Here is a 26215-nt window from a genome sequence, read left to right as displayed (position 1 = left end):
GCGCCAGCGCATCAGGGCCCGCTCAGCGGCATCCTGAACATGAAGGTAGTGCCCGCTTCGGCCGTCGAGGTGACCTGCATCTTCCCGCCGTGGGACTGCGCGATTTCGCTGGCAATGTACAGACCCAGCCCGAGCCCGGATTGCGGGCTGGTTTCCTCACGCCAGTAAGGCTGGAACAGCTTGGCCAGGCGATCCGGTGCGATGGGTTGCCCGGCGTTGCTCACGCAGAGCAGCAGTTGATCGTCTTCGATCGTTGCGGACACCTCGATCGTCCCCTCGGGCGCGCCGTGCACCAGGGCGTTCGCCAGCAGGTTCGAGAGCAGCTGGCCGAGGCGATCGGCGTCACAGCGAACGCCCTCCAGCGGCCCGATGTTCGCCTGGATCCTGCGGTGCGGGTTGGCGCTCTGAAGTTCTTCGACGATATGGCCCAAGGCGCCGCGCAGGTCGTCACAGGGGCTCAGGTTCAGCGGTATGCCCTTGCCGAGCCGGCCCCTGGCGAAGTCGAGCACGTCGTCCACCAGCCGAGCGGCGCGATGGCTGGCGGTCAGCATGTGGCCGGCAATGCCGAGCACGGTGGGGTCGGTGGAGCGGCGCTGTAGCAACTGGGCGCCGGACATGATCGAGGAGAGCGGGTTACGCAGGTCGTGCCCGAGCAGGGCGATGAACTGCTCGCGCAATTCGGCCGTCTGCCGCGCATCGAACAGGGCGGCCTCGGTCGCCTCGAAACGCGCCTCCGACTCCAGCTGCATGGCGAGCAGTCTGGCGAAGGATTCCATCATCGGCAGCACAACCGCTTCCGACAGCTTTGCCGGAAGCGGGTCCAGCGCGCATACCGTGCCGAAGAAGCTGCCGTCGGAGCGGAAGATCGGTGTGGAAATGTAGCTCTCGAAGCCGTACAGCCTGGGCGTGTGATGATTGCAGTAGCGATCGTCTTCGCTCGCCTTGCTGATGATGATGGTCTCGTGTGAGGAGTGGATCTCGTGGCAGAGCGTGGTCGTGACGTCCAGCTCGCCGCCGACCTCAAGGCCGAAATTGATCTTGTCGAGTACCGCGCAGGCCGTCCATGAGTCCTCGGTGACACGGGCCACCGCGGCGAAGCGCAAGCCGGTCGTGTCGCAGATGACCTGGAGAATCGCCGGTACGGCGCTGATACGGCCGATGGCCGAGATATCGTCGATGACCGATCGGTTCATGGAGCGGGTCGGTGTGCCATACGGATGGCTGGGCACTCTAGCATGCGTCACCCGACAAACGCACCGAGCCCACGCGCGGTTGGCCCGGTGCGATCGGTTACAGCTGGGACGTCGCGGTGGGCGTGGCGCTGACCGGCAGGATCTGCTTGCGCATCAGCAGGTAGTGCATCACGGCACCGAACAGCGCGCCAAGCAGCCAGGCGAAGCCCGACAGGCTTTCCAGGCCCGGCGTCCAGACCGAGGCGACGGAGAAAATCGAGGCGATGCCGAAGGCGATGATCGCCTTGCGGTTCCAACCGGCATTGAAATAGTAGGTCGAACCGGGTTCGGCGCTGAACAGCTGTTGCACGTCCAGTCGCTGGCGGCGAACCAGGTAGTAGTCGGCCACGATGATGCCGTACAGCGGCGCCAGCACTGCACCCAGGGTGTCCACGAACGCGGCGATGCCCACCGCGCTGATGAACGAAACCCACAACGCACCGATGAAGAAGGCGATGGCGGCAGTGATGAAGCCTCCCGTGCGTGCGCTGATGCGGGCGGGTGACAGGTTGGCGATGTCGTAGGCCGGCGGGATGAAGTTGGCGACCAGATTGATGCCCACTGTCGCGGCGAAGAAGGTGATGGCGGCGATGAGCGTCAGGCCCACATGATCGATCCGCGCCACGATATCGGTCGGGTTGGTCAGCGTTTCGCCGAAAACCACCACGGTGCCGGCGGTGATCACCAGCGCGATCAGCGAGAAGAACGCCAGGCTCACCGGCAAGCCCAGGAAATTTCCGATGCGCATCTGACGCTCGGTTTTGACGAAGCGGGCGAAATCGCCGTAGTTGATCACCACTGCCGCGAAGTAGGCGACCATGGTGCCGACAACCGCGGCGAACGCTGCAACCGGCCCGCCTGCGTAGCTGCCGGTGCCGCTGAAAATTCCGCCCAGCGCGCCAGCGAGGCTCGGGCCGGCCTTGTAGCAGATCGCGATCATCATCGCGATCATCACCAGATATACCAGCGGCCCGGCCCAGTTCAGAAACCGCGTCACCCAGTCCACACCACGTACGAACAGCGCGACCTGAAAGGCACAGACCAGCACGTAGGCGACCCAGTCGACGGTCGTCAGGCCCAGCAGCGTCGCCTCGGAGCCTGGACCCGTGAGGGTGCGGATCAGCAGGGCCACGGCGGTCGAGGCGAAATAGGTCTGCACGCCGTACCAGAAGATCGCCACGATGCCGCGCACCATGGCCGGGAAGTTCGCACCGCGCACGCCCATGCTGGCGCGGGCCATGACCGGGAAGGGGATGCCGTACTTCACGCTGGGCTTGCCGGTCAGCTGCACCAGGCCCATCACGATGAAGCCGGCCAGCACGATCCCGGCAAGCACGGCCCAGCCGTTCAGGCCGTAACTGATGAACAGCGTCGCGGCCAGCGTGTAGCCGAACAGGCTTTGAATGTCGTTGGACCAGACGTTGAAGATTTCGAACCATCCCCATTTGCGTTTGCCAGGCGCGAGGGGCTCGAGGTCGGCGTTGTGCAGGGTCGGATCGGGGTGTGGCAGGGTCAAATCCTGATCGTTCATGGCGAGCGCTCGTGTGCAAGGCTGGTTCTGTCAGCTGTATGCAGTTTGTGTACCGCACCAGCGTTCCCTTGAAGCGTTCCGCGTACTGCACACGTCGCGAAAGGCTGCGTGCCGCCCCGTCTGTGCGCCGGAAGGCAACGGTTTCAGCCTAGATCACGCTTGGGCAAGGTGCCGGATTTATGTATACAACTCGCGTGCCGGCAGGCACAGCACTTGCCGGCGCGCGCGGACAGAATGCCCCGTTGTGCTGCATCTGCCATGGGAGCGTGCAGTCATGGTGCGCCGATGGCCGCCGGAGCGGCTGGGCGAATAAATTCGCCCCTACAGGACGTACGGCCGAGCCATGCCCCGCCACACCAATCCGATGTCGCGAATTCATTCACCCGCGTTCAACACACGTCACGCTCCCGAAAAGGCCCTACCAACCGAATGGAACCCTTGTAGGGGCGAATTCATTCGCCCGCGTTCAACGCACGTCACGCCCCTGAAACGGCCAACCAACCGAATGGAATCCCGGGTAGGGGCGAATTCATTCGCCCGCGTTCAACGCACGTCACGCCCCTGAAACGGCCAACCAACCGAATGGAATCCCGTGTAGGGGCGAATTCATTCGCCCGCGTTCAACGCACGTCACGCCCCCGGAAAAGGCCCAACCAACCGATTGAATCCCATGTAGGGGCGAATTTATTCGCCCGCATTCACCGCACGTCACGCTCCGAAACGGCTCAACCAGCCGACTGGAATCCCGTGTAGGGGCGAATTCATTCGCCCGCGTTCAACGCACGTCACGCCCCCGGACAAGGCCCAACCAACCGATTGAATCCCAGGTAGGGGCGAATTTATTCGCCCGCATTCAACGCACGTCACGCTCCGAAACGGCTCAACCAGCCGAATGGAATCCCGTGTAGGGGCGAATTCATTCGCCCGCGTTCAACGCACGTCACGCTCCGAAACGGCTCAACCAGCCGAATGGACTCCCGTGTAGGGGCGAATTTATTCGCCCGCGTTCCAGCGCACGACAGGGCGCATCTGGTCCGCAAGTTGAGCGCGCCCTACCCGCGTTACCGCGCTAGCCGATCAGAACAGGAAATACCGCTGCGCCATCGGCAGCACGTCGGCCGGCTCGCACCAGAGCAGCTGGCCATCGGCGCGCACCTGATAGTTCTGCGGGTCGACCTGGATGTCCGGCGTGTAGTCGTTGTGGATCAGGTCCTTCTTCTGCACCTGGCGGCAGCCCCGGACCACGCCGATCTTCTTCTTCAGTCCCAGCTGTTCCGGCACGCCGGCCTCGAAGGCGGCCTGGCTGATGAAGGTGAAGCTCGACGCGTGCAGCGAACCGCCGTAACTGGCGAACATCGGCCGGTAGTGCACCGGCTGCGGCGTCGGGATCGACGCATTGGCGTCGCCCATCAGGCTCGCGGCGATGGCGCCGCCCTTGAGGATCAGGCTCGGCTTGACGCCGAAGAAGGCCGGGCGCCAGAGCACCAGATCGGCCCACTTGCCGACTTCGATCGAGCCCACCTCGTGGCTGACGCCGTGGGTGATCGCCGGGTTGATGGTGTACTTGGCGATGTAGCGTTTGGCGCGGAAGTTGTCGTTGCCCGCGCCGTCGCCGGGCAGGGCGCCGCGCTGCTTTTTCATCTTGTCGGCGGTCTGCCAGGTGCGGGTGATTACCTCGCCGACGCGGCCCATGGCCTGGCTGTCGGAGCTGATCATGGAGAACGCGCCGAGATCATGCAGGATGTCTTCGGCGGCGATGGTCTCGCGGCGGATGCGGCTCTCGGCGAAGGCGACGTCCTCGGCGATGCTCGGGTCGAGGTGGTGGCAGACCATGAGCATGTCCAGGTGCTCGTCGATGGTGTTACGGGTGAACGGCCGGGTCGGGTTGGTCGAGCTGGGCAGCACGTTGGCGAAGCCGCAGGCCTTGATGATGTCGGGCGCGTGGCCGCCACCGGCGCCTTCGGTGTGGTAGGTGTGGATGGTGCGGCCCTTGAACGCGCCGAGGGTCGTCTCGACGAAGCCCGATTCGTTCAGCGTGTCGGTATGGATGGCCACCTGCACGTCGTACTGGTCGGCGACCGACAGGCAGTTGTCGATGGCCGCCGGGGTGGTGCCCCAGTCCTCGTGCAGCTTGAGGCCGATGGCCCCGGCCTTGACCTGCTCGATCAGCGGTTCGGGCAGCGAGGCGTTGCCCTTGCCGGTGAAGCCGATGTTCATCGGAAAGGCGTCGGCGGCCTTGAGCATCATCGCCATGTGCCAGGGGCCGGGCGTCACCGTGGTGGCGTTGGTGCCGGTGGCAGGCCCGGTGCCGCCGCCGATCATGGTAGTGACGCCGCTCATCAGCGCCTCTTCGATCTGCTGCGGGCAGATGAAGTGGATGTGCGAGTCGATGCCGCCGGCGGTGAGGATCATGCCTTCGCCGGCGATGACTTCGGTGCTGGCGCCGATGGCGATGGTCACATCGGGCTGAATGTCCGGGTTGCCGGCCTTGCCGATGGCGGCGATGCGGCCGTCCTTGAGGCCCACGTCGGCCTTGACGATGCCCCAGTGGTCGAGGATCAGCGCGTTGGTGATCAGGGTATCGACCACCTCGGCGGCGCACAGCTGGCTCTGGCCCATGCCGTCGCGGATCACCTTGCCGCCGCCGAACTTCACCTCTTCGCCATAGGTGGTGAAGTCTTTTTCGACTTCGATCCACAGGTCGGTGTCGGCCAGGCGCACCTTGTCGCCGACGGTGGGGCCGAACATGTCGGCGTAGGCTTGGCGGGATATCTTCATGGCTGTTCCTTGATGCCTCGGCGCAAACGGTGGCTGCCGGTGGTTCGTTCATGGGCGAATGAATTCGCCCCTACGTATTGCGTCGACGCTGCGGGATGTTCGGCACCGGCCCTGTAGGGGCGAATTTATTCGCCCGCTCGTCGAACCCCTGGACCGACTCGCTCACAGCGCGCCCATCACCCGCCCGGCGAAGCCGAATACTCGGCGCTCGCCGGCCAGCTCGACCAGTTCCACCTCGCGGCTCTGTCCGGGTTCGAAGCGCACCGCGGTGCCGGCCGGGATGTTCAGGCGCATGCCGCGCGTGGCGGCGCGGTCGAAGGTGAGGGCGTCGTTGGTTTCGAAAAAGTGGTAATGCGAACCGACCTGAATCGGCCGGTCGCCGCTGTTGGCGACGGAGAGGGTCAGGGTGCGGCGGCCGGCGTTGAGCTCGATGTCGCCGTCCTGGATCTGGTATTCGCCGGGAATCATGGTTTCGAGGTCCTGTTCAGGGTCAGTTGCATCATGGTCAGATCCAGCCAGCGGCCGAACTTGCAGCCGACCTGGCGCATCTGGCCGACATGGATGAAGCCCAGTTGCTGGTGCATATGCACCGAGGCGCGGTTCTCGCTTTCGATAAAGGCGACCATCACGTGCTTATCGAGCATGCGGGCGCGCTCGATCAGGGCCTGCATCAGGCTGCGGCCGATCCCACTGCCGCGATGGTCGGGGCTGACGTAGACCGAGTTCTCCACGGTATGACGATAGCCGTCGTGAGGGCGCCAGGGGCCGAAGGAGGCATAGCCGGCCACCTGTCCCGCTTCGTCGATAGCCACCAGCACCGGGTAGCCCTGCTGATGCCGCTCGGCCAGCCAGGCCTGGCGGTTGGCGAGGTCGACGGTGCGGTCGTTCCAGATCGCCGTGCTGTTCTCTACCGCGTCGTTGTAGATCTGCAGGATGCCTTCGAGGTCGGTGTCCAGGGCGTCGCGTATCTGCACGTTGGTTTCCTTCAAGAACGGTTCAAGGTCGTGGGCAGTAGACATTGACCGATATTTCAGGCGATTGGTTGATGCACCGTGACCAGCTTGGTGCCGTCCGGGAAGGTCGCCTCGACCTGGATTTCCGGGATCATCTCCGGCACGCCCTCCATCACCTGCTCGCGGTTGAGCAGGGTAGTGCCGTAGTGCATCAGCTCGGCGACCGTCTGGCCGTCGCGTGCGCCTTCGAGCAGCGCGGCGGAGATGTAGGCCATGGCCTCCGGGTAGTTGAGTTTCACACCGCGGGCCAGCCGGCGCTCGGCCACCAGGCCGGCGGTGAAGATCAGCAGCTTGTCTTTTTCTCTGGGTGACAGGTCCATAGCAGTTCCACGTAGTGTTCATTGGCACGGGCGAGGGTAACGGCAAGGCCGGCTCGCCGGTGAGGCTGTCAGGTGCTCCATATCCGCGGCGCCAGCGCTTCGCGGCCGAGCAGCGCCGGGCGCAGTCGCTGCCAGAGCGCGATCATCCAGGCGCGTGCTTCCAGCGTTTCGCCGGCCAGGCAGCGCGCAACGACCAGGCCGGGCAATTGGGTCAGGTCGCCGCGCACGGGTGTCTTCAGGTCGCGGCAGGCGTCGAGCACATCGGTATCGAGGGTGCCAGTGACGATCAGGGTGCCGAAAACCGGTTGGCCGGCGAGGCCGATGGGCGAATCGAGCAGGCGGTCGCCGCCTTCGATCGCCTGGCGTTCATGCCAGAGCAGCTGGCCGTCGCGGCGAATGTCCAGCGCGGCGCGCAGCCGGCCACTGTCGAACCGCTCCGCACAGGCGGGGCGGCCAAGGGCGACGATGTCCCAATAGAACAATCGCGCGTCGCCTTCCAGATCGATGCGGGTGCGCAGTTCCGGCTGCGCGCCGGCGTAGACGATGGTTTCCTGCGGCAGCCACTCCAGCGTCGCGCCGGCCTGCACACGCAGGTCGAGGGTCTGATGGGCCGGGCTGGCAGCGCGATACCACTTGGCGGCGCCGGGACTGGTGAGCTGCGCCCAGGCACCGTGGCCAACTTCCGCATGAATCGCCAGGCGATCGCCCCCGGCGATGCCGCCAGGAGGGTGCACGACAATGTGCTGACAGACCTCGGGGCCCTCGGGGTAGAGGTGCTTCTGCACCCGCAATGGGCCGTTGTGACGACGGCGGACCGGGCGCGTCGCCTGGCCGAGCCGTGCGTAGCCGAGGTCGAGCTCGGCCAGCCAGTGCGGGGTGAAGATCGGGGTCAGTGCGGTCATGCGGGCGTGCGTGCCTTGGATTCGATAGAGAGTTTTCAGCAATTGTCGTGCCTTGCGCCATCCCGGTGCGCGGTCCTCCGCCGGGCGCCGCACCAGGCCGTGACGGGCGAGCGAGATGCCGCGCGTGGTGGACTGTCTGTGTGCGCCGTTGTGGTGCATTTCAGTGGCTGCAGTGACTTCGTGCTGCTCTTTGGTGCGCTTTGCTGGCTCGTGTATCGGCCGCGGTTGGCCCTGTCGCCGCCGAGCCGAGATCGCTAGAGTCGCGCGAACGCTTGCTGGAGTGCCCGGATGTTTGCGCTGCTTGCTTTCGCCGCCGGGCTGGTACGCGGCTACAGCGGTTTCGGTTTCGCCATGCTGCTGGCGCTTGGCCTGTTGACCCGGCTCAGTCCGGCACAGGTGGTGCCGGTCGCGCTGATGCTCGACCTGGCGTGTTCGGTCTCGCTCTGGCCTGGCGCGCTGCGCAGCTTCCATGTGCCCATTGGTAGTCGGCTGATCGTCGGCATGCTGCTCGCGGTACCGCTGGGGGCGGGTTTACTCTCGGTGGTGCCGGGCGCGTGGATGACGCCGGTGATTGCGTTGCTGTGCCTGCTGGGCGGCCTGCTGGTGTTGTGGCGGCCGCCACCCGTCCGGCCGGACGGGCCTGGAACCCGTGGCGCTTTGCCGGCTGGTCTCGCCTCCGGGCTGGCGATGACCATGGCCTCGGCCGGCGGCCCGCCGCTAATCCTCTATCTGCTGCGCAGCGGGCTGGACGCCGCCCACCTGCGCGGAACGGCCATTCTGTTCTTCGTCGCCAGCAGCGGCTGTTCGTTGCTTGGGCTGTGGGCGTTCGGCGTGCTCGGGCGCGAACACCTGACCTTGGCGCTGGCGCTGTTGCTGCCTGCGGTGGCAGGCAATCTGACCGGGCAGCTGCTTCATCGCCACTGGCGACCGGTGCCGATGCGGCTGGTGGTCGGCGCCATTCTGGTACTCACATCCGCGGCGATGCTCGGGCGAAGCCTGGCGCGGCTGGGTGGGGCGTGACGCCGCGCGGCGGGTTGCGTGGGGACGCGGGCGAATAAATTCGCCCCTACAGGGATTGGCGGGGCCGCGCGGTTGGTCGGCCTGTGACCGCGTCCTGTAGGGGGCTAATCAAACGCCGCCTTGGATGCTGTCGGCCCTGGCGGCTGGGCTTGGTTGTAGGGGCGAATTTATTCGCCCAACGGCTGACATCCACGGCGATGCCCGGGCGAAGCCTGGCGCGGCTGGGTGGGTGAGGACGCGAGGCGGGTTGCGTGGGGACGCGGGCGAATAAATTCGCCCCTACAGGGATTGGCGGGGCCGCGCGGTTGGTCGGCCTGTGACCGCGTCCTGTAGGGGGCTAATCAAACGCCGCCTTGGATGCTGTCGGCCCTGGCGGCTGGGCTTGGTTGTAGGGGCGAATTTATTCGCCCAACGGCTGACATCCACGGCGATGCCCGGGCGAAGCCTGGCGCGGCTGGGTGGGTGAGGACGCGAGGCGGGTTGCGTGGGGACGCGGGCGAATAAATTCGCCCCTACAGGGATTGGCGGGGCCGCGCGGTTGGTCGGCCTGTGACCGCGTCCTGTAGGGGGCTAATCAAACGCCGCCTTGGATGCTGTCGGCCCTGGCGGCTGGGCTTGGTTGTAGGGGCGAATTTATTCGCCCAACGGCTGACATCCACGGCGATGCCCGGGCGAAGCCTGGCGCGGCTGGGTGGGTGAGGACGCGAGGCGGGTTGCGTGGGGACGCGGGCGAATAAATTCGCCCCTACAGGGATTGGCGGGGCCGCGCGGTTGGTCGGCCTGTGACCGCGTCCTGTAGGGGGCTAATCAAACGCCGCCTTGGATGCTGTCGGCCCGGGGGGCTGGGCTTGGTTGTAGGGGCGATTTTATTCGCCCAACGGCTGACATCCACGGCGAGGCCCGGGCGAAGCCTGGCGCGGCTGGGTGGGGCGTGACGCCGCGCGGCGGGTTGCGTGGGGACGCGGGCGAATAAATTCGCCCCTACAAGGATGGGCGGGGCCGCGCGGTTGATCGGCCCGTGACCGCGTCCGGTAGGGGCTAATCAAACGCCGCCTTGGGTGCTGTCGGCCCTGACGGCTGGGCTTGGTTGTCGGGGCGAATTTATTCGCCCTACGGCTGACATCCGCGGCGGTGCTCGGGCGAAGCCCAGCGCGCCGTGCCAATCGTTGGCTATTGGTCGCGGTCGATGTTGAAGGGCGACCAGGCCTGGCGGGTCGGCATCACTTCGAGGCGGTTGATGTTGATGTGATCGGGCAGCGTGGCGACGTAATAGATCTGCTCGGCGATGTCTTCGGCGGTCAGCGGCGTGGTGCCGCGGTAAAGCTTGTCCGAGGCTTCCTGGTTGCCCTTGGTGCGGACCAGGGTGAATTCGGTCTCGGCCATGCCCGGGGCAATATCGGTGACCCGTACGCCGGTGCCCAGCAGGTCGCAGCGGAGGTTGTAGCTGAACTGCTCGACGAAGGCCTTGGTCGCGCCGTAGACGTGGCCGCCCGGGTAGGGCCAGTGGCCGGCTACCGAGCCGATGCTGACGATGCTGGCGCCCTTGCCGGTTTCGATCAGGCGCGGCAGCAGCGCATGGGTGACGTTGACCAGCCCGGTGACGTTGGTGTCGATCATGGTGTGCCAGTCGTCCAGCGCGACCTTCTGCGCGGGTTCGGGCGCGAGGGCCAGGCCGGCGTTGTTGACCAGCGTTTTCACCTCACGAAAGCCCTCGGGCAGCTCGGCGACCACCTGCTTGACCGCCTCGGCGTCGCGCACGTCCAGCGCGGCGATGTGAACCGGCACCTTGCTCGATAGCTCTTGTTTCAGCGCCTCCAGGCGATCGACGCGGCGACCGGTGAGCACCAAAGCCCAGCCGGCCTCGGCGAAACGGCGGGCAGTGGCGCGGCCGAAGCCGGATGTCGCACCCGTGATGAAAACCACATTGTTCATGCAGGGACCTCTTGTCTGTTCGGGTAGGCGGGCCGCACGCGGCCGACCGGGAGAGCTTACTGCGTCAGACCGATGAGGGCAGTAGCCAGTTGCCCGGGGCGGGTGGGTCAGGGCTGCCGGGAGCCAGCGGGCGAATAAATTCGCCCCTACGATGGGCGTGGATGGCGGGGCGCAAGCGGCTGTAGGGCGTATGCACTCGCCAAGAGAGATAGCGGTGCCGCAAGAGCGGGCGAATAAATTCGCCCCTACGATGGGCGTGGAGGGCGGGGCGCAAGCGGCTGTAGGGCGTATGCACTCGCCAAGAGAGATAGCGGTGCCGCAAGAGCGGGCGAATAAATTCGCCCCTACGATGGGCGTGGAGGGCGGGGCGCAAGCGGCTGTAGGGCGAATGCTCTCGCCAAGCGCGGTCGCGGTGCCGCAAAAGCGGGCGAATAAATTCGCCGCTACGGTGGACGTGGATGGCGGGGCGCAAGCGGCTGTAGGGCGAATGCTCTCGCCAAGCGCGGTCGCGGTGCCGCAAAAGCGGGCGAATAAATTCGCCGCTACGGTGGACGTGGAGGGCGGGGCGCAAGCGGCTCTAGGGCGAATGCACTCGCCAAGAGCGGTAGCGGTATCGCAAAACGGGCGAATAAAATCGCCCCTACGGTGGACATGGATGGCGGGGCGGAAGCGGCTGTAGGGCGAATGCACTCGCCAAGAGCGGTAGCGGTATCGCAAACCGGGCGAATAAAATCGCCCCTACGGTGGGGATGGATGGCGGGGCGCAAGCGGCTGTAGGGGCGAATTCATTCGCCCAAGCGAGCGGCCAGGCGTTACGCCAGTTCGAGAAACCGCCGAACCCGTTCGGTCGAAGGGTTGGTGAAGAAAAGCTCCGGCTCGGCCTTCTCGATTATCCGGCCCTTCTCGAGAAACACCACCTGGTCGGACACCGCGCGAGCGAACTCCATCTCATGGGTGACCACGATCATGGTGTAGCCCTCGGCCGACAGGTTCTTCATCACCTGCAGCACCTCGCCGACGCGCTCCGGGTCGAGCGCCGAGGTCGGCTCGTCGAACAGCATCACCTCGGGGCTCATCGCCAGCGCACGGGCGATGGCCACACGCTGCTTCTGTCCGCCGGAGAGCGTGTAGGGGTAGGCGTCGGCCTTGTGCTCCATGCCGACCTTCTCCAGCAGCGCCATGGCCTGGGCGCGGGCTTCATCCTTGCGCATGCCCTTGACCTGCACCGGCGACTCCATGACGTTTTGCAACACCGTGAAATGCGGCCACAGGTTGAAACCCTGGAAGACCATGCCGGTGCGCGCGCGCAGCGCGGCCAGTGCCTTGTTGCCCATCTTGCGGCCGCTGGCATCGATGCCGATGCGCTCGCCGGCGATGTAGATGCTGCCGCGGTCCGGCTCCTCCAGCCAGTTGATGCAGCGCAGCATGGTCGATTTGCCCGAGCCGGACGAGCCGAGCACGCTGACCACCTCGCCCTTGTTTACCGTCAGCTCGATGTCGCGAAGTACCTCCACGCCGTCGAAGCTTTTGGACAGGCGCTCGATGCGCACCGCAGGTACGTCAGACATGCTCGAATCCTCGTTTGGCGCCGAACCGGCCTGCCCACTTGAGCGCCAGTTCCAGGCAGATGCTGATCAGCCAGTAGAGTGCGATGACCACCACGAAGGCTTCCATCGGAATGAAGTAGGTGGCCTGCACCGAGTTGGCCGCCGCGGTCAGCTCCCGCACGGTGATGATGGTGAGAAAGGCGGTGTCCTTCAGCGCCAGGATCAGCAGGTTGCCCATGAGCGGGCGGGTCTTGATCACCAGCTGCGGCAGCACGATGCGCCGATACAGCCGGAAGGCGGTGAAGCCGTACGCCTTGGCCGCCTCCACCTGGCCGGCCGGCAGCACCAGCCGGGCGCCGCGCAGCACCTCGCCAAAGTAGGCAGCGTAGTAGACGATCAGCGCGATCAGGCCGGCGGTCCAGGCGTCGAGCCGCAACCCGAGGCTGGGCAGTCCGTAGTAGAGCAGGTACGCCAGGATCAGGAAGGGCAGCATGCGCATGCAGTCGATAAAGCCGCGCAGCAGCCAGGTCGCCGGATTTCGCCGTTCAAGCCAGTAGGCGAACAGGCAGCCGATGATAAAGGCGATGCTGACAGACAGGCCGAACAGCAGCAGCGTGTTGAGGAAGCCTTGCAGGAACGCCCCGCGCGCCTCCCAGATGATGGCCCATTCGCTCATCCGTGCCTCCTCACATCGCCAGCCGGTTGGCTTTGCGCTCGGCGATCGCCTGTACGCGAATCAGCACGCCGATGATCAGCATGTACAGCAACGCCGCCGCGAGAATCGGCGGCAGCGGCTCGTAGGTCACCGCGGTGATGCGGTTGGTCACCCGGGTCAGGTCGACGATGCCGATCACCGCGATCGCCGGGCTGCTCTTGATGATGAAGGACATCTCGTTGACCAGCCCCGGGAGGCTGCTGGTGAACATCTGCGGCAGCATGATGCGGCGGAAGAAGGTCGGCCCGGTCATGCCGCAGGCCAATGCCGCTTCGCGCTGGTCGCGCGAGAAGCTGAGAAAGGCCGCGCGCCACACCTCGGCATTGAATGCGGCGGTGTTGAGCGTCAGCGCGAGAATCGCCGCGGTATTGCGATCCAGGCCCACGCCCAGCGTCGGGGCGGTAAGAAAGATGAACAGCACTAGTGTGACCAGCGGGGTGGCGCGCGCGAGGCTGACGTAGAGCACCAGCAACTGATCGATGAAGGGGATGCGGGCCATGCGCACCAGCGCAACGCCGAGCCCCAGCACCACGCCGATTGCAATGGCAATGCCCGAAATCCACAGCGTGGTCCAGGCGCCTTCGAGCAACAACAGCCAGGCCTGTCCGTTCATGGTCGGTGTTCCCTCGATGCAGCGAATGACGGGGTGCGTGAGCCCGAAGGCTCAGCAGAGTGCTAGCAAGGCCGGGGCCAAGTCGGCCCGACGGCCTTGCCGCGAGGGGGCGTTCAGTCCATGCCGGCCAGCGAATGGAACTGCTCGACGCTGGTGATCGGCTCCTTCGGCAGGTTCGGGAAGGCTTCGCCGAACCACTTGGTCTGCAGTTCGGCGAGCCGGCCGTTGTCGCGGATGTGGTTCATGAAGCCGGTGAAGAATTCCAGCAGTTCGGGGCTCTGCTTGGACACCGGCCAGGCGGCGAAGCCGTCGCCGGACACCGCGATGCCTTTGGCGAAGGTATCGCCGCGGGTCTTGACCAGGTCGTTCACCGAGATCAGTGCGTTGACCACGTAGTCCAGCCGGCCGTTGGCGAGGTCGGCGTAGGCTTCCGGGTAGGACTGGTATTCCACCACCTCGCCCATTTCGCAGTTCTCGGCGGCCATCATCTTCTTCAGCTCCGGCAGGCGCGCGAGCAGGGCGCTGCCGGCCTGTACGCCGACGGTCTTGCTGCACAGGCTGGCGATTCCCGAGAGGCTGTCGTCGTCGGCCCGCTTGGTATAGAAGTGCTGCGCCGAGGCAAAGGGCGGGGCGAAGTCGAACACCCGCAGGCGGTCATCGGTGACCAGCGCGCCGGTGAAGGCGGCGTCGTACTGGCCGGACGAGACCGAGGCGAGCAGACCGGTCCAGGGCAGGATCTCCTGGCGCACATCGAAGCCCTGTTCCTTGGCGTAGGCCTTGAGGTCCTCGAGCAATTCCTTGTGGAAGCCCTCCGGCTTGCCATCGACGATGAAGTTGAACGGCGCGTAGTCATCCTCCGTGGCGACGGTCATGTAGCCGCGCGACTTGACTTCGGCGAGGTCCGTGGCCTGCACGTTGGCGGCCACGGCGGCCGACAGCACGCAGCCGGCCAGCGTCAGGGTGCGCAGGAGGCTGCGCGATTTGGCGGTAACCGAATCCTTGCTTGAATGCGTCATGTCATTGCTCCAGTTCGACGGTGGACGGGCCTGTCAGCGGCGCTGAGCGGCGGCTTGCTTTCACCTTAGGAGCCGGTTCGTCGGCGGCGATAGGTGCAGTTACCGAAGTTCGACTGGCCAGTCGGGCGGGCAAGGCGGGCGGGCACGTCCGCCCGCCACAAGCCCCCGGCACGTTCCGTAGGGGCGAATTCCATTCGCCCAGGGAGCCACGGCATTCCCGCCAGCGTCGTCGAGAACCCTGACCCAGGCGGGCGAATAAATTCGCCCCTACAGGGTTCTGCACGTTCCGTAGGGGCGAATTTCATTCGCCCACAGAGCCACGCCATGCCCGATAGCGTCGGCGAGGATTCCTGACCCAGGCGGGCGAACAAGTTCGCCCCTACAGGGTTCTGCACGTACCCGTAGGGGCGAAGTTATTCGCCCAGGGAGCCGCGGTATGCCCGCCAGCGTCGTCGAGAACCCTGACCCAAGCGGGCGAACCAGTTCGCCCCTACAGGGTTCTGCACGTACCCGGAGGGGCGAATTTATTCGCCCAGGGAGCCGCGGTATGCCCGCCAGCGTCGTCGAGAACCCTGACCCAAGCGGGCGAACAAGTTCGCCCCTACAGGGTTCTGCACGTACCCGTAGGGGCGAATTTATTCGCCCGCGTNCTGACCCAGGCGGGCGAATAAATTCGCCCCTACAGGGTTCTGCACGTTCCGTAGGGGCGAATTTCATTCGCCCACAGAGCCACGCCATGCCCGATAGCGTCGGCGAGGATTCCTGACCCAGGCGGGCGAACAAGTTCGCCCCTACAGGGTTCTGCACGTACCCGTAGGGGCGAATTTATTCGCCCAGGGAGCCGCGGTATGCCCGCCAGCGTCGTCGAGAACCCTGACCCAAGCGGGCGAACAAGTTCGCCCCTACAGGGTTCTGCACGTACCCGTAGGGGCGAATTTATTCGCCCGCGTCCGCTCGCCGCCGCCGTGGCGCACTCCTTGCTTTGGCTCAGGCAGATGCCTGTCGAAGGGAGAACGCCATGATCGATCACTACATCCACCTGGACTTCGATCAGCAGCGCGGCCTGCAGGAGCAACTGCGCGAGACGCTGGTCTCGGCGATCCTCAGCGGCGGCTTTCCGGCCGACGAGCCGCTGCCCTCGTGCCGCAAGCTGTCGCAGCAACTCGCGGTGTCGCGCAACACCGTGGCACTGGTCTACGAAAGCCTGCTGGACAACGGCTACCTGGTCAGCCGTCCGCGCAGCGGTTACTACCTGCACCCGGATTACCAGACTGGAGATTCGCTGTCCGAGCTCGCGCGCCTGCCCTCGCTGCACAAGGGCGATGCGTCTTCCGATCTGGCGGACGAACGCGCACCAGACTGGAGCGCGCGACTGAAGATGCAGCCCAGCCTGAAACACGGCGTGCTACGCCCGAGCAACTGGACGCGCTACCCCTATCCCTTCGTCTACGGCCAGCCGATCCGCGAGCTGTTTCCACTCGAACGCTGGCGCGAAGTGTCGCGCTCGCTGCTGCGTGGCGACCGTGAGCCATGCTGGATGAACGACCGCTTCGACCGCGACGACGAGATGCTCGTCGAGCAACTGCGCACGCGCGTGTTGCCCAAGCGCGGCATCTGGGCCCGCTCGGACGAGATCCTCGTCACCCTCGGCTCGCAGAACGCGCTCTACCTGCTCGCCACCCTGCTGATGGGCCAGGGCAGCCGAGTGGCCATGGAGAACCCCGGCTTTCGCGACGCGCTGAGTCTGTTCGAGCTGCGTGGCGCCGACGTGCAGCTGCAGCCGGTCGATGAACAGGGCCTGGTCGTCGACAACCGGTTGCACGGCTGCGACTACCTGTACGTCACGCCGGGCCACCAGGTGCCGACCGGCGTGGCCATGAGCGCGGCGCGCCGGACCGCGCTGCTGCGGCAGATCCGCCAGCATGATCAGGTGGTGATCGAGGACGACTACGACGCCGAATTCAACCTCGACCACGGGGCCCAGCCCGCGCTCAAGGCCAGCGACGCCAGCGGCCGGGTCATCTACATGAGCAGCCTGTCGAAGGCTTTCTCGCCGGGGTTGCGCATCGGCTACCTGGTGGCCGACGCCGAACTCATCGACGAACTGCGCGCGCTGCGCCGGCTGATGTACCGCCACCCGCCGCTGAACAACCAACGCATGCTGGCCGAGTTTCTCGCTCAGGGGCATTACGACGCCCACCTACGGCGCTTTCGCGAGGAGCACCGCCGCCGCCGCGACACCCTGCGGCTGGCCCTGGAAGATGAGCTGCCGAGCTGCCAGCCGATGGGCAGCCCCGGTGCCAGCGCCTTCTGGCTGCGCGCCCCGGATGGCATCGACACACAGCGCCTGGCCTGGGCCGCGGCGCAACAGGGCGTGCTGTTCGAAGCGGGCGCGCAGTTCTTCTTCAACGAGGCACCTCCCGCCCATTTCATGCGCCTGGGTTTCCATGCGATCGACGCCGCACGGATCGGCGAGGGTGCGCGTGTCTTGGGAAGGGTGTTGGACGAGCTCTAGCGTGGCCTCCGGCTTGGTGCGGGCAGTCCCTACGGTCGCGGCGCTGGCGACGGGTAGTCGCGGACTCTGTAGGGGCGACCTTGTTCGCCTGGGGCGATTGGTGTGCCTCTTCGGGCGAATAAATTCGCCCCTACGGTGTGGGCGGTGGCGAGGGATAGTCTCGGACTCTGTAGGGGCGAACTTGTTCGCCCGAGGCGATCCTGGCTACCCTGCGCGTCGACTTTTCATCGATGGGACATAAGGACATGTCACGAGATTGCCCTGCGCCGTGGGCGCTATTCCGCGTCAGGCCAGCTCTACCACATCACGACCTGCACACACGAACGGCGACCCTTATTTGCCAACGCCACCTGCGCGCGGCTCGTGATCGGGCACATGCGAAACCTGCATGACGACCGCCGATTGTCATCGTTGGCCTGGGTGCTGATGCCTGATCACCTCCACTGGCTTTTCGCCCTGGGCGAGGGTGCCACCCTCTCCGGAGTCGTCAAACGCTTCAAAGGCCGCTCAGCCGCTGGGTTGCGCCCGGCCACCGGCCCTGGTCCCGTATGGCAACGCGGCTTCCACGACCACGCGCTACGGCATGACGAAGATGTGCAGGCCATTGCTCGTTACATCGTCGCCAATCCCCTGCGGGCCGGGTTGGTGGGGCGGGTCGGCGATTACCCCTGGTGGGATGCGGTTTGGTTATAGCCACCGAGCAGCAGGGTGCTTGGGCGCAGGTGAGGGTGGTCGCGGGACGGCGTAGGGGCGAACTTGTTCGCCCGGGGCGATTGGCGGTGCCCCGTCGGGCGAATAAATTCGCCCCTACGGTGCGTCGGAGAGGCGTTCGTGGGCCTGTGTAGGGGCGAACTTGTTCGCCCGGGGGCGATTGGCGGTGCCCCGTTGGGCGAATAAATTCGCCCCTACGGCCTGGGCGTTGGCACGGGTAGTCGCGGACTCTGTAGGGGCGAACTTGTTCGCCCATGGCGCTCAGGCGCAGCGCCGCGAAAAGTCGTCGATCACCTCGTCGAGGATGGCCAGCGCTTCGTTCACTTCGGCGGGCGAGACGATGCATGGCGGCACGACGTGCAGGCGATTCTCGACCGTGAAGGTGAGCAGCCCTCTGGCCTGGAACGCGGCCTTCATCTGCGCGATCACCGGGGCCGCGAGCGGTGTCTTGTGCTCTCGGTCCGAAACGAACTCGACGGCCCAGAACAGCCCCATGCCGCGGACCTCGCCGATCAGCGCGTGCCGGCGTGCCAAATCCTGCAGCCCGGGGCTAAGCAGTTCCTGGCCTATACGCCGGGCGTTGTCGACCATGCCTTCCTCTGCCATGGCGTCGAGCGTGGCGACGATCGCCGCCATGGCCAGCGGATGACCGGAGTAGGTCAGCCCGCCAGGGAAGAAGCGTGTCTCGAAGAACTCGGCGATCGGCTGCGAGATCATCACACCCCCGGCCGGCACGTAGCCGGAGTTGACGCCCTTGGCGAAGGTGATCAGGTCCGGCGCCACGCCGAAGTTGTCCAGCGCCAGCCATTGGCCGGTGCGGCCGAAGCCGGCCATGACCTCGTCGAAGATCAGCACGATGCCGAACTCGTCGCACAGGGCGCGCACGCCCTGCAGGTAGCCTTCCGGCGGCACCAGGACGCCGGCCGTGCCAGGAATGGTTTCCAGAATGATCGCCGCGATCGCCGCCGGGCCTTCGCATTCGATCACCCGGCGCAGATGGTGCAGGGCGCGGGCGCACTCCTCGGCCTCGTCGCGGGCGTGGAACTCGCTGCGGTACAGGTAGGGGTTGAAGAAGTGCACATGGCCGCGGGCGAATTCGTTCGGTACGCGACGGGGATCGCCGGTAGCCACGATGGCCGCGCCGGTGCTGCCATGGTACGACCGATAGGCCGAGAGAATCTTGTCGCGCCCGGTGAATTGCCTGGCCATACGCATGGCGTTCTCGTTGGCATCGGCGCCCGCGTTGGTGAAGAACACCTTGCTGAAACCGGCCGGTGCGCGGGCGAGGATGCGCTTGGCCGCTTCGCCGCGCATCAGGTTGGCGGTGGCCGGTGCCACAGTGCAGAGGCTGTCGGCCTGGGCCTTGATGGCCTCGATTACCTTGGGGTGGCGATGGCCGATGTTGGTATTGACCAGCTGGCTGCTAAAATCCAGGTAGCGCATGCCGTCGTGGTCCCACAGGCGGCACCCTTCACCGCCGGCGATCACCAGCGGGTTGAGTGCGCCCTGGATGGACCAGGAATGGAATACGTGCTGGCGATCCAGCGCGCGGACGTAGTCGTTGGTAACTGGCGTGGTCATGTCGGCCTCGGGATCGAAGCGCCGGTAGGTCGGCGCGGGGTGAGGCCACCTTAGGAACAATCCGCACGCGTCCCGTAGGGCCAGATGCGGCCCACGCGCGGGTCAGCATGGGCACCCTGTCAGGTCCAGGCCGATGTTTGCGCGGCGAGCCCGTCCGCAACCTTGCCCGGCACTGGCTCGCCACCGCCCGGCAACTGTCCCTTGGCAGGTGTCGATATCCGGCTAGGCTGAGGGCTCGTTCAACTGCCGAGGACCGACCATGGCCCATGCCTTCGAAGGCGCTGCCCGTCCGCCTGCCGTCGACCGCGCCGCGCTCGACACGCCCGCCATCCGCCAGGCGCGCGTCGACCTGGCGGCCTGCTTTCGCATGGCCGCGCGACTCGGGATGGGCGAGGGCATCTGCAATCACTTTTCCTTTGTCGTGCCGGGGCATGACGATCTGTTTCTGGTCAATCCGTACGGGCTGGCCTTTTGCGAGGTTACCGCGTCGTCGCTGCTGATCTGCGACTTCGAAGGCCACGTACTGCTCGGTGAAGGCCGTCCTGAAGCCACCGCTTTCTACATCCATGCGCAGTTGCATCGGCTCAACCCGCGGGCCCGTGCGGCCTTCCATACGCACATGCCCAACGCCACGGCGCTTTGCCTTCTGGAAGGCGATCCCTTCGTCTGGGCCGGGCAGACGGCGCTGAAATTCTATGACCGCCTGGCCGTGGAGCGCTACAACGGCCTGGCGCTCGACAACACCGAGGGCGAGCGGATCGCCCGTGCCGCCGGCGACGCCGATGTGGTCATGCTGAAGAACCACGGCCCGCTGGTGCTCGGGCCCACCATTGCCGAGGCCTGGGATGATCTCTACTACCTGGAGCGCGCCGCCGAGGTGCAGTTGCGCGCGATGGCCAGCGGTTGGCCGCTCAAGCCTGTCACCCCGTCCCTCGCCCAAGCGGCATGCCAGCAAATGAAAGAGGGCAACGCCGAGAGCGCGCGGTTGCACCTTGAGAGCGTCAAGCGGCAGCTGATGCGCACGGAACCAGACTTTGCGGCGTGAATCGTGTGACCGGGCGAATAAATTCGCCCCTACGGTACTCGGCCTTGTGTGGGCGAATGCATTCCCCCAACGACCTCATGCCGAGTGGGAGACAGGGATGGACGCCGCGGGACGGGGCGATTTCGTGACCATGCAAGGCGACCGCTGTTTCGAGCGATGGGCGGCCGGGCGAATAAATTCCCCCACGGTTCGGCCTGTAGGGGCGAATTCATTCGCCCAACGACTTCATGCCGAGAGGGAGACACGGGTGGACGCCGCGGGACGGGGCGATTTCGCGACCATGCAAGGCGACCGCTGTTTCGCGCGATGGGCGGCCGCGCGAATAAATTCCCCCACGGTTCGGCCTGGAGGGGCGAATTCATTCGCCCAACGACTTCATGCCGAGATGGAGACCCGGGTGGACGCCGCGGGACGGGGCGATTTTGCGACCATGCAAGGCGACCGCTATTTCGAGCGATGGGGCGACCGGGCGAATAATTCGCCCCACGGTTCCGCCTTGTAGGGGCGAATTCATTCGCCCAACGACTTCATGCCGAGTGGGAGACAGGGCTGGACGCCGCGGGACGGGGCGATTTCGTGACCATGCAAGGCGACCGCTATTTCGCGCGATGGGGCGACCGGGCGAATAAGTCGCCCCACGGTTCCGCCTCGTAGGGGCGAATTCATTCGCCCAACGACCTCATGCCGAGCGGGAGACAGCTTGGACGCCTCGGGACGGGGCGATTTCGCGACCATGCAAGGCGACCGCTGTTTCGAGCGATGGGCGGCCGGGCGGCCGGGCGAACAAATTGGCCCCACGGTTCGGCCTTGTAGGGGCGACTTCATTCGCCCAACGGCCTCATGCCGAGTGGGCGACAGGGATGGACGCCGCGGGACGGGGCGATTTAGCGACCATGCAAGGCGACCTCTATTTCGAGCGATGGGGCGACCGGGCGAATAATTCGCCCCACGGTTCCGCCTTGTAGGGGCGAATTCATTCGCCCAACGGCCTCATGCCGAGTGGGCGACAGGGATGGACGCCGCGGGACGGGGCGATTTCGCGACCAGGCAAGGCGACCACTGGTTCGAGCGATGGGCGGCCGGGCGGCCGGGCGAACAAATGTGCCCCACGGTTCCGCCTTGTAGGGGCGACTTCATTCGCCCAACGGCCTCCTGCCGAGTGGGCGACAGGGAGGGACGCCGCGGGACGGGGCGATTTCGCGACCATGCAAGGCGACCACTGTTTCGAGCGATGGGGCGGCCGGGCGAACAAATTTGCCCCACGGTTCCGCCTTGTAGGGGCGAATTTATTCGCCCACATGGGGCAGCCGAGTAAGCCAGCGAGCGGCGGGCCGGGGCGTCAGATCGCCACCAGCCGTTGCACCCCCTCGGCTTCCATGTCCGCGCCGCGACCCTGCTGGATGATCTCGCCGCGGCTCATCACCAGGTACTGGTCGGCCAGTTCGGCGGCGAAGTCATAGAACTGCTCCACCAGGAGGATCGCCATGTCGCCGCGGGCCGCGAGCTTCTTGATCACCGCGCCGATCTCCTTGATCACCGAGGGCTGGATGCCTTCGGTGGGTTCGTCGAGGATCAACAGGCGCGGCTTGCTCGCCAGCGCGCGGCCGATGGCGAGCTGCTGTTGCTGGCCGCCGGAGAGGTCGCCGCCGCGGCGGTGCTTCATTTCCTTCAAAACCGGGAACAGCTCGTAGATGAACTCGGGTACTTCCTTGGCTTCCCTGGCGCTGAAACGGGACAGGCCCATCAGCAGGTTTTCCTCGACGGTCAGGCGGCCGAAGATCTCGCGCCCCTGCGGCACGTAGGCGATGCCGGCGTGCACGCGCTGGTGCGGCTTGAAGCCGGTGATCGGCTTGCCCTCCCAGTTCACCGCGCCTTCCTTGGCCGGGATCAGGCCCATCAGGCACTTGAGCAGGGTGGTCTTGCCGACGCCGTTGCGTCCGAGCAGGCAGGTGACTTCGCCGACCTTCGCCTCGAACGAGAGGCCGCGCAGGATATGGCTGCCGCCGTAGTACTGGTGCAGTTGCTGGACTTGCAGCATGTCGATGTCCTTGTTTCTTTCATGACGCGTGGAAAAGGCTGCGCCGTTTCGGCGGGCGTAGGGTGGACGGCCGAAGCCAGCCACCTTTTTTGCTCAACGCCCCAGATACACCTCGATCACCCGCTCGTCCGCCTGCACCTGTTGCAGCGAACCCTCGGCCAGCACCTGGCCCTGATGCAGCACGGTGACGTGGTCGGCGATGGTCTCGACGAAGCCCATGTCGTGCTCGACCACCATCAGCGAATGCTTGCGCGCCAAGGACTTGAACAGCTCGGCGGTGAATTCGGTCTCGGCATCGGTCATGCCGGCTACCGGTTCGTCGAGCAGCAAGAGCTGCGGCGACTGCATCAGCAGCATGCCGATCTCGAGGAACTGCTTCTGCCCGTGGGACAGCAGCCCGGCCGGGCGATGACGCGACTGGCCGAGGCGGATGGTCTCCAGCACTTCGTCGATGCGGTCCTTCTGCTCGCCGGAAAGCCTGGCCCTGAGGCTCGCCCACACCGACTTGTCGGTCTTCTGCGCCAGCTCCAGGTTCTCGAACACCGAAAGCGCCTCGAACACCGTGGGCTTCTGGAACTTGCGGCCGATGCCGGCCTGGGCGATGTCCACCTCGCTCATGCGGGTCAGGTCCAGCGTTTCGCCGAACCAGGCGCTGCCGCTGGTGGGGCGCGTCTTGCCGGTGATGACGTCCATCATGGTGGTCTTGCCGGCGCCGTTGGGCCCGATGATGCAGCGCAGCTCGCCGACGCCGATGTACAGGCTGAGATCCGTCAGCGCCTTGAAGCCGTCGAAGCTGACGTTGATGTCTTCCAGGCTGAGGATGGTGCCGTGGCGTACGTCCAGGCCCTTCTCGGCGACCCGGCCGAGGCCGATGGCATCGCGGGTCAGGCCACCGCCGGTGGGGTCGAAGCCGTCGATGACGGCGCTGCAGGGTACGGTTTTCATTCTTCGCCCCTCCGCTTGATGAGGCCGATGACGCCCTTGGGCAGGTACAGGGTGACGACGATGAATAGCGCACCGAGGGCGAACAGCCAGTATTCGGGGAAGGCCACGGTGAACCAGCTCTTCATGCCGTTGACGAGGCCGGCGCCGAGCAGCGGTCCGATCAGCGTGCCGCGTCCGCCGAGTGCGACCCAGACGGCCGCCTCGATGGATTGCGTCGGTGCCATCTCGCTGGGGTTGATGATCCCCACCTGCGGCACGTAGAGCGCACCGGCCAGGCCGCAGAGCACCGCCGACAGCGTCCAGATGAACAGCTTGTAGCCGCGCGGATCGTAGCCGCAGAACATCAGCCGGTTCTCGGCATCACGCAGGGCGGTGAGCACCCGGCCGAACTTGCTGCGCGCCAGGCGGAAGCCCAGGTACAGGCTGCCGGCCAGGAGCGCCACGGTGGCGAGAAACAGCGTGGCGCGGGTCGCCGGCGCCGAGATCGAGAAACCGAGGATGGTCTTGAAATCGGTGAAGCCGTTGTTGCCGCCGAAGCCGGTCTCGTTGCGGAAGAACAGGAGCATGCCGGCGAAGGTCAGCGCCTGGGTCATGATCGAGAAGTACACGCCCTTGATTCGCGAGCGGAAGGCGAAGAAGCCGAAGACGAAGGCCAGCACGCCGGGCACCAGCACCACCAGGCACATGGCCCAGAGGAAGCTCGACGTGCCATACCAGTACCAGGGCAGCTCGTTCCAGGCGAGAAAGCTCATGAATGCCGGCAGGCCGTCACCGGCGCTCTGGCGCATCAGGTACATGCCCATGGCGTAGCCGCCGAGGGCGAAGAACAGGCCGTGGCCGAGGGACAAGAGCCCCGCGTAACCCCAGACCAGATCCAGCGCCAGGGCGACGATGGCGTAGCAGAGGATCTTGCCCACCAGGGTCAGGGTGTAGGCCGAAACGTGCAGAGCATGCTCGGCCGGCAGCAGGTGCAGCAGCGGCATGGCGACGAGGACGGCCAGCGCCAGGCCGAGGGCGATGACCGTGGCTTTCGGCCCGGCTTTCTGCGCGGCGGTGAGGGTAAGTGGCTGGTTCAATCGATGACCCTCCCCTTGAGAGCGAAGAGCCCCTGCGGACGCTTCTGGATGAAGAGGATGATCAGCGCGAGGATGAGGATCTTGCCCAGCACGGCGCCGATCTGCGGTTCGAGGATCTTGTTGGCGATGCCGAGGCCGAAGGCGGCGAAGATGCTGCCGGCCAGCTGGCCGACACCGCCGAGCACCACCACCAGGAAGGAATCGATGATGTAGCTCTGGCCGAGGTCCGGGCCGACGTTGCCGATCTGGCTCAGGGCCACGCCGCCGAGCCCGGCGATGCCGGAGCCCAGCCCGAAGGCCATCATGTCGATGCGCCCGGTGGGCACCCCGCAGCAGGCGGCCATGTTGCGGTTCTGCGTTACCGCGCGCACGTTCAGGCCCAGACGCGTCTTGTTCAGCAAGAGCCAGGTCAGGAGCACCACGAACAGCGCGAAGCCGATGATCACCATGCGGTTGTACGGCAGCACCAGGTTCGGCAGCACCTGCAGGCCACCGGACAGCCAGGCCGGATTGGCGACCTCGACGTTCTGCGCGCCGAACAGCACCCGCACCAGCTGGATCAGGATCAGGCTGATGCCCCAGGTCGCCAGCAGGGTTTCCAGCGGGCGGCCGTAGAGGTGGCGGATCACCGTGCGTTCCAGCGCCATGCCGATTGCGGCGGTGACGAAGAAGGCCACCGGCAGCGCCACCAGTGGGTAGAAGGCGAGGGCGTCAGGGGCGAGCCGCGCCATCAGCACCTGCACCATGTAGGTGGTGTAGGCCCCGAGCATCAGCATCTCGCCGTGGGCCATGTTGATCACCCCGAGCAGGCCGAAGGTGATCGCCAGGCCGAGGGCGGCGAGCAGCAGGATCGAGCCCAGCGACAGGCCGCTGAAGGCTTGGCCGAGCAGCTCGCCGATCAGGAGCTTGCGCTTGACCTGAGCCAGGCTGGTCTCGGCGGCCTTGCGCACGTTGGCGTCGGTTTCCGCCTCGTCGGCTAGCAGGTTTTCCAGGCGCACCCGGGCCATGGGCGCGCCGGTTTCGCCGAGCAGGCGCACCGCGGCGAGGCGTACTGCCGGATCATTCGCGGTCAGCTGCAGGTTGGCCAGCGCCAGGGTCAGCGCTTCGCTGACGGCGGCATCATCCTCGGCGTCCAGGCGCTGCTGGAGCAGCTCGAGCTGTTCCGGTTGGCCGCTGCGCTGCAGGCGCTTGGCCGCGGCGAGGCGCTGCGCGGGGTCTTCGGCGAACAGCTGGTGGCTGGCCAGAGCGGTGTTGAGCAGGCCGCGCAGGCGGTTGTTCAGGCGCAGCTTCTTCGGCGTGCCGACCGGCTCGGCATCACCTTCGAGGGCACGGTAGGCTCCGTTTTCCTCGATGAAGGGCGTCTTGTTCTGGTCGATGGCCACGCGATTGGCGCGCAGCGCTTCGATCAGCGGCAGCCGCTCAGGCGCCGGCGCGGCGGCCCAGCTTTCCAGCAGTCTGGCCTGTTTGGCCGGACTGGCCTTGGCGTAGTCGGCCGCGTCTCCGGCCTGGGCCGCCCAGGGCAGGGCGAGCAGGAGCAGCAGCAATAATCGGTGCAGGGCAGTGTTCATCTGTGCATTCCCCAGGGGGCGCCGTGTGCTCTCTTGGCGGAGCTGGCGGCGGTGGGTGGGCGGATGAGAACGTCTCGACTACGCGTCCCGATCCGCCCAACGAAACCCGAGTGATCG

General features: G+C 66.0%; 21 protein-coding genes. 4 read left to right on the top strand and 17 right to left on the bottom strand.

The genetic code is table 11. The features are described from left to right. Positions 1–11: 11 nt before the first annotated feature. The 7 genes from MST27_RS00265 to MST27_RS00235 all read right to left on the bottom strand — a co-directional run bounded on the left by MST27_RS00265 (position 12) and on the right by MST27_RS00235 (position 7776). On the bottom strand, positions 12–1193 hold the full coding sequence (locus MST27_RS00265; RefSeq protein WP_243604006.1) for a GAF domain-containing sensor histidine kinase: 1182 nt from the start codon (positions 1191–1193) through the stop codon (positions 12–14). Between the two features lie 97 nt (positions 1194–1290). Beyond that, positions 1291–2763: an NCS1 family nucleobase:cation symporter-1 gene (locus MST27_RS00260; RefSeq protein ID WP_243604005.1), complete on the bottom strand. Its 1473-nt coding sequence runs from the start codon at positions 2761–2763 to the stop codon at positions 1291–1293. A gap of 1077 nt (positions 2764–3840) precedes the next feature. Continuing rightward, positions 3841–5541 (bottom strand): urease subunit alpha, encoded by a 1701-nt coding sequence (gene ureC / locus MST27_RS00255; protein ID WP_243604004.1) that lies wholly within the window; start codon positions 5539–5541, stop codon positions 3841–3843. A 162-nt stretch (positions 5542–5703) separates the two neighbouring features. Beyond that, positions 5704–6009, bottom strand: coding sequence for an urease subunit beta (locus MST27_RS00250; protein WP_243604003.1), 306 nt, complete (start codon positions 6007–6009; stop codon positions 5704–5706). Then, complete coding sequence (locus MST27_RS00245; protein ID WP_243604002.1) at positions 6006–6560, bottom strand: GNAT family N-acetyltransferase; 555 nt, start codon at positions 6558–6560, stop codon at positions 6006–6008. The genes MST27_RS00250 and MST27_RS00245 overlap by 4 nt, the downstream gene beginning before the upstream one ends. Positions 6561–6571: 11 nt before the next feature. Beyond that, positions 6572–6874 (bottom strand): urease subunit gamma, encoded by a 303-nt coding sequence (ureA, locus tag MST27_RS00240; protein WP_181090153.1) that lies wholly within the window; start codon positions 6872–6874, stop codon positions 6572–6574. Positions 6875–6942: 68 nt separating this feature from the next. After that, positions 6943–7776: an urease accessory protein UreD gene (locus MST27_RS00235; protein ID WP_243604511.1), complete on the bottom strand. Its 834-nt coding sequence runs from the start codon at positions 7774–7776 to the stop codon at positions 6943–6945. A 288-nt stretch (positions 7777–8064) separates the two neighbouring features. Here MST27_RS00235 and MST27_RS00230 point away from each other — a divergent pair, with 288 nt between their 5' ends. Further along, positions 8065–8796, top strand: a complete 732-nt coding sequence (locus tag MST27_RS00230) for a sulfite exporter TauE/SafE family protein (RefSeq protein WP_243604001.1) — start codon at positions 8065–8067, stop codon at positions 8794–8796. 1170 nt (positions 8797–9966) lie between these two features. On the opposite strand, the gene MST27_RS00225 is transcribed toward MST27_RS00230, so the two are convergent. The 5 genes from MST27_RS00225 to MST27_RS00205 form a co-directional block, all read right to left on the bottom strand. Then, on the bottom strand, positions 9967–10728 hold the full coding sequence (locus MST27_RS00225) for an SDR family oxidoreductase (RefSeq protein ID WP_243604000.1): 762 nt from the start codon (positions 10726–10728) through the stop codon (positions 9967–9969). 812 nt (positions 10729–11540) lie between these two features. Beyond that, the gene (locus MST27_RS00220) at positions 11541–12296 is read right to left on the bottom strand and encodes an amino acid ABC transporter ATP-binding protein (protein ID WP_243603999.1); all 756 of its coding nucleotides are present in this window, start codon (positions 12294–12296) and stop codon (positions 11541–11543) included. Continuing rightward, on the bottom strand, positions 12289–12951 hold the full coding sequence (locus tag MST27_RS00215) for an amino acid ABC transporter permease (protein WP_243603998.1): 663 nt from the start codon (positions 12949–12951) through the stop codon (positions 12289–12291). Before MST27_RS00215 ends, MST27_RS00220 begins: the two co-directional genes overlap by 8 nt. 10 nt (positions 12952–12961) lie before the next feature. Then, positions 12962–13603, bottom strand: coding sequence for an amino acid ABC transporter permease (locus MST27_RS00210; RefSeq protein ID WP_243603997.1), 642 nt, complete (start codon positions 13601–13603; stop codon positions 12962–12964). Between the two features lie 113 nt (positions 13604–13716). Continuing rightward, entirely contained in the window at positions 13717–14619 is a 903-nt protein-coding gene (locus MST27_RS00205) for a transporter substrate-binding domain-containing protein (protein WP_243603996.1), read from the bottom strand. A 1018-nt stretch (positions 14620–15637) separates the two neighbouring features. Between MST27_RS00205 and pdxR the strand changes: the two genes are divergently transcribed. Together pdxR and MST27_RS00195 are read left to right on the top strand one after the other, a co-directional pair. Further along, positions 15638–17134: a MocR-like pyridoxine biosynthesis transcription factor PdxR gene (gene pdxR / locus MST27_RS00200; protein WP_243603995.1), complete on the top strand. Its 1497-nt coding sequence runs from the start codon at positions 15638–15640 to the stop codon at positions 17132–17134. A 237-nt stretch (positions 17135–17371) separates the two neighbouring features. Then, on the top strand, positions 17372–17827 hold the full coding sequence (locus tag MST27_RS00195; RefSeq protein ID WP_243604510.1) for an REP-associated tyrosine transposase: 456 nt from the start codon (positions 17372–17374) through the stop codon (positions 17825–17827). Positions 17828–18106: 279 nt separating this feature from the next. Here the strand turns inward: MST27_RS00195 and MST27_RS00190 are convergent, their stop codons facing one another. After that, positions 18107–19426, bottom strand: a complete 1320-nt coding sequence (locus MST27_RS00190) for an aspartate aminotransferase family protein (RefSeq protein ID WP_243603994.1) — start codon at positions 19424–19426, stop codon at positions 18107–18109. 259 nt (positions 19427–19685) lie between these two features. On the opposite strand from MST27_RS00190, the gene MST27_RS00185 reads away from it, so the two are divergent. After that, positions 19686–20471 carry an aldolase gene (locus tag MST27_RS00185; protein WP_243603993.1) on the top strand — a complete coding sequence of 262 codons (786 nt, stop codon included), beginning with the start codon at positions 19686–19688 and terminating at the stop codon, positions 20469–20471. A 1339-nt stretch (positions 20472–21810) separates the two neighbouring features. Here MST27_RS00185 and urtE read toward each other — a convergent pair. The 4 genes from urtE to urtB all read right to left on the bottom strand — a co-directional run bounded on the left by urtE (position 21811) and on the right by urtB (position 26098). Then, positions 21811–22509 carry an urea ABC transporter ATP-binding subunit UrtE gene (gene urtE, locus MST27_RS00180; protein WP_243603992.1) on the bottom strand — a complete coding sequence of 233 codons (699 nt, stop codon included), beginning with the start codon at positions 22507–22509 and terminating at the stop codon, positions 21811–21813. Between the two features lie 93 nt (positions 22510–22602). Continuing rightward, a complete protein-coding gene (gene urtD / locus MST27_RS00175; protein WP_003283036.1) occupies positions 22603–23454 on the bottom strand; it encodes an urea ABC transporter ATP-binding protein UrtD in 852 nt (283 codons plus the stop codon). Next, positions 23451–24530: an urea ABC transporter permease subunit UrtC gene (gene urtC / locus MST27_RS00170; RefSeq protein WP_003283037.1), complete on the bottom strand. Its 1080-nt coding sequence runs from the start codon at positions 24528–24530 to the stop codon at positions 23451–23453. Before urtC ends, urtD begins: the two co-directional genes overlap by 4 nt. Next, positions 24527–26098: an urea ABC transporter permease subunit UrtB gene (gene urtB / locus MST27_RS00165; protein ID WP_243603991.1), complete on the bottom strand. Its 1572-nt coding sequence runs from the start codon at positions 26096–26098 to the stop codon at positions 24527–24529. The genes urtC and urtB overlap by 4 nt, the downstream gene beginning before the upstream one ends. Positions 26099–26215: the final 117 nt, after the last annotated feature.

Source organism: Stutzerimonas marianensis (assembly GCF_022810315.1).
Classification (GTDB): domain Bacteria; phylum Pseudomonadota; class Gammaproteobacteria; order Pseudomonadales; family Pseudomonadaceae; genus Stutzerimonas; species Stutzerimonas marianensis.
Note: the sequence above shows the minus strand (reverse complement) of the source record. Positions and strands in the feature narration are given on the sequence as shown.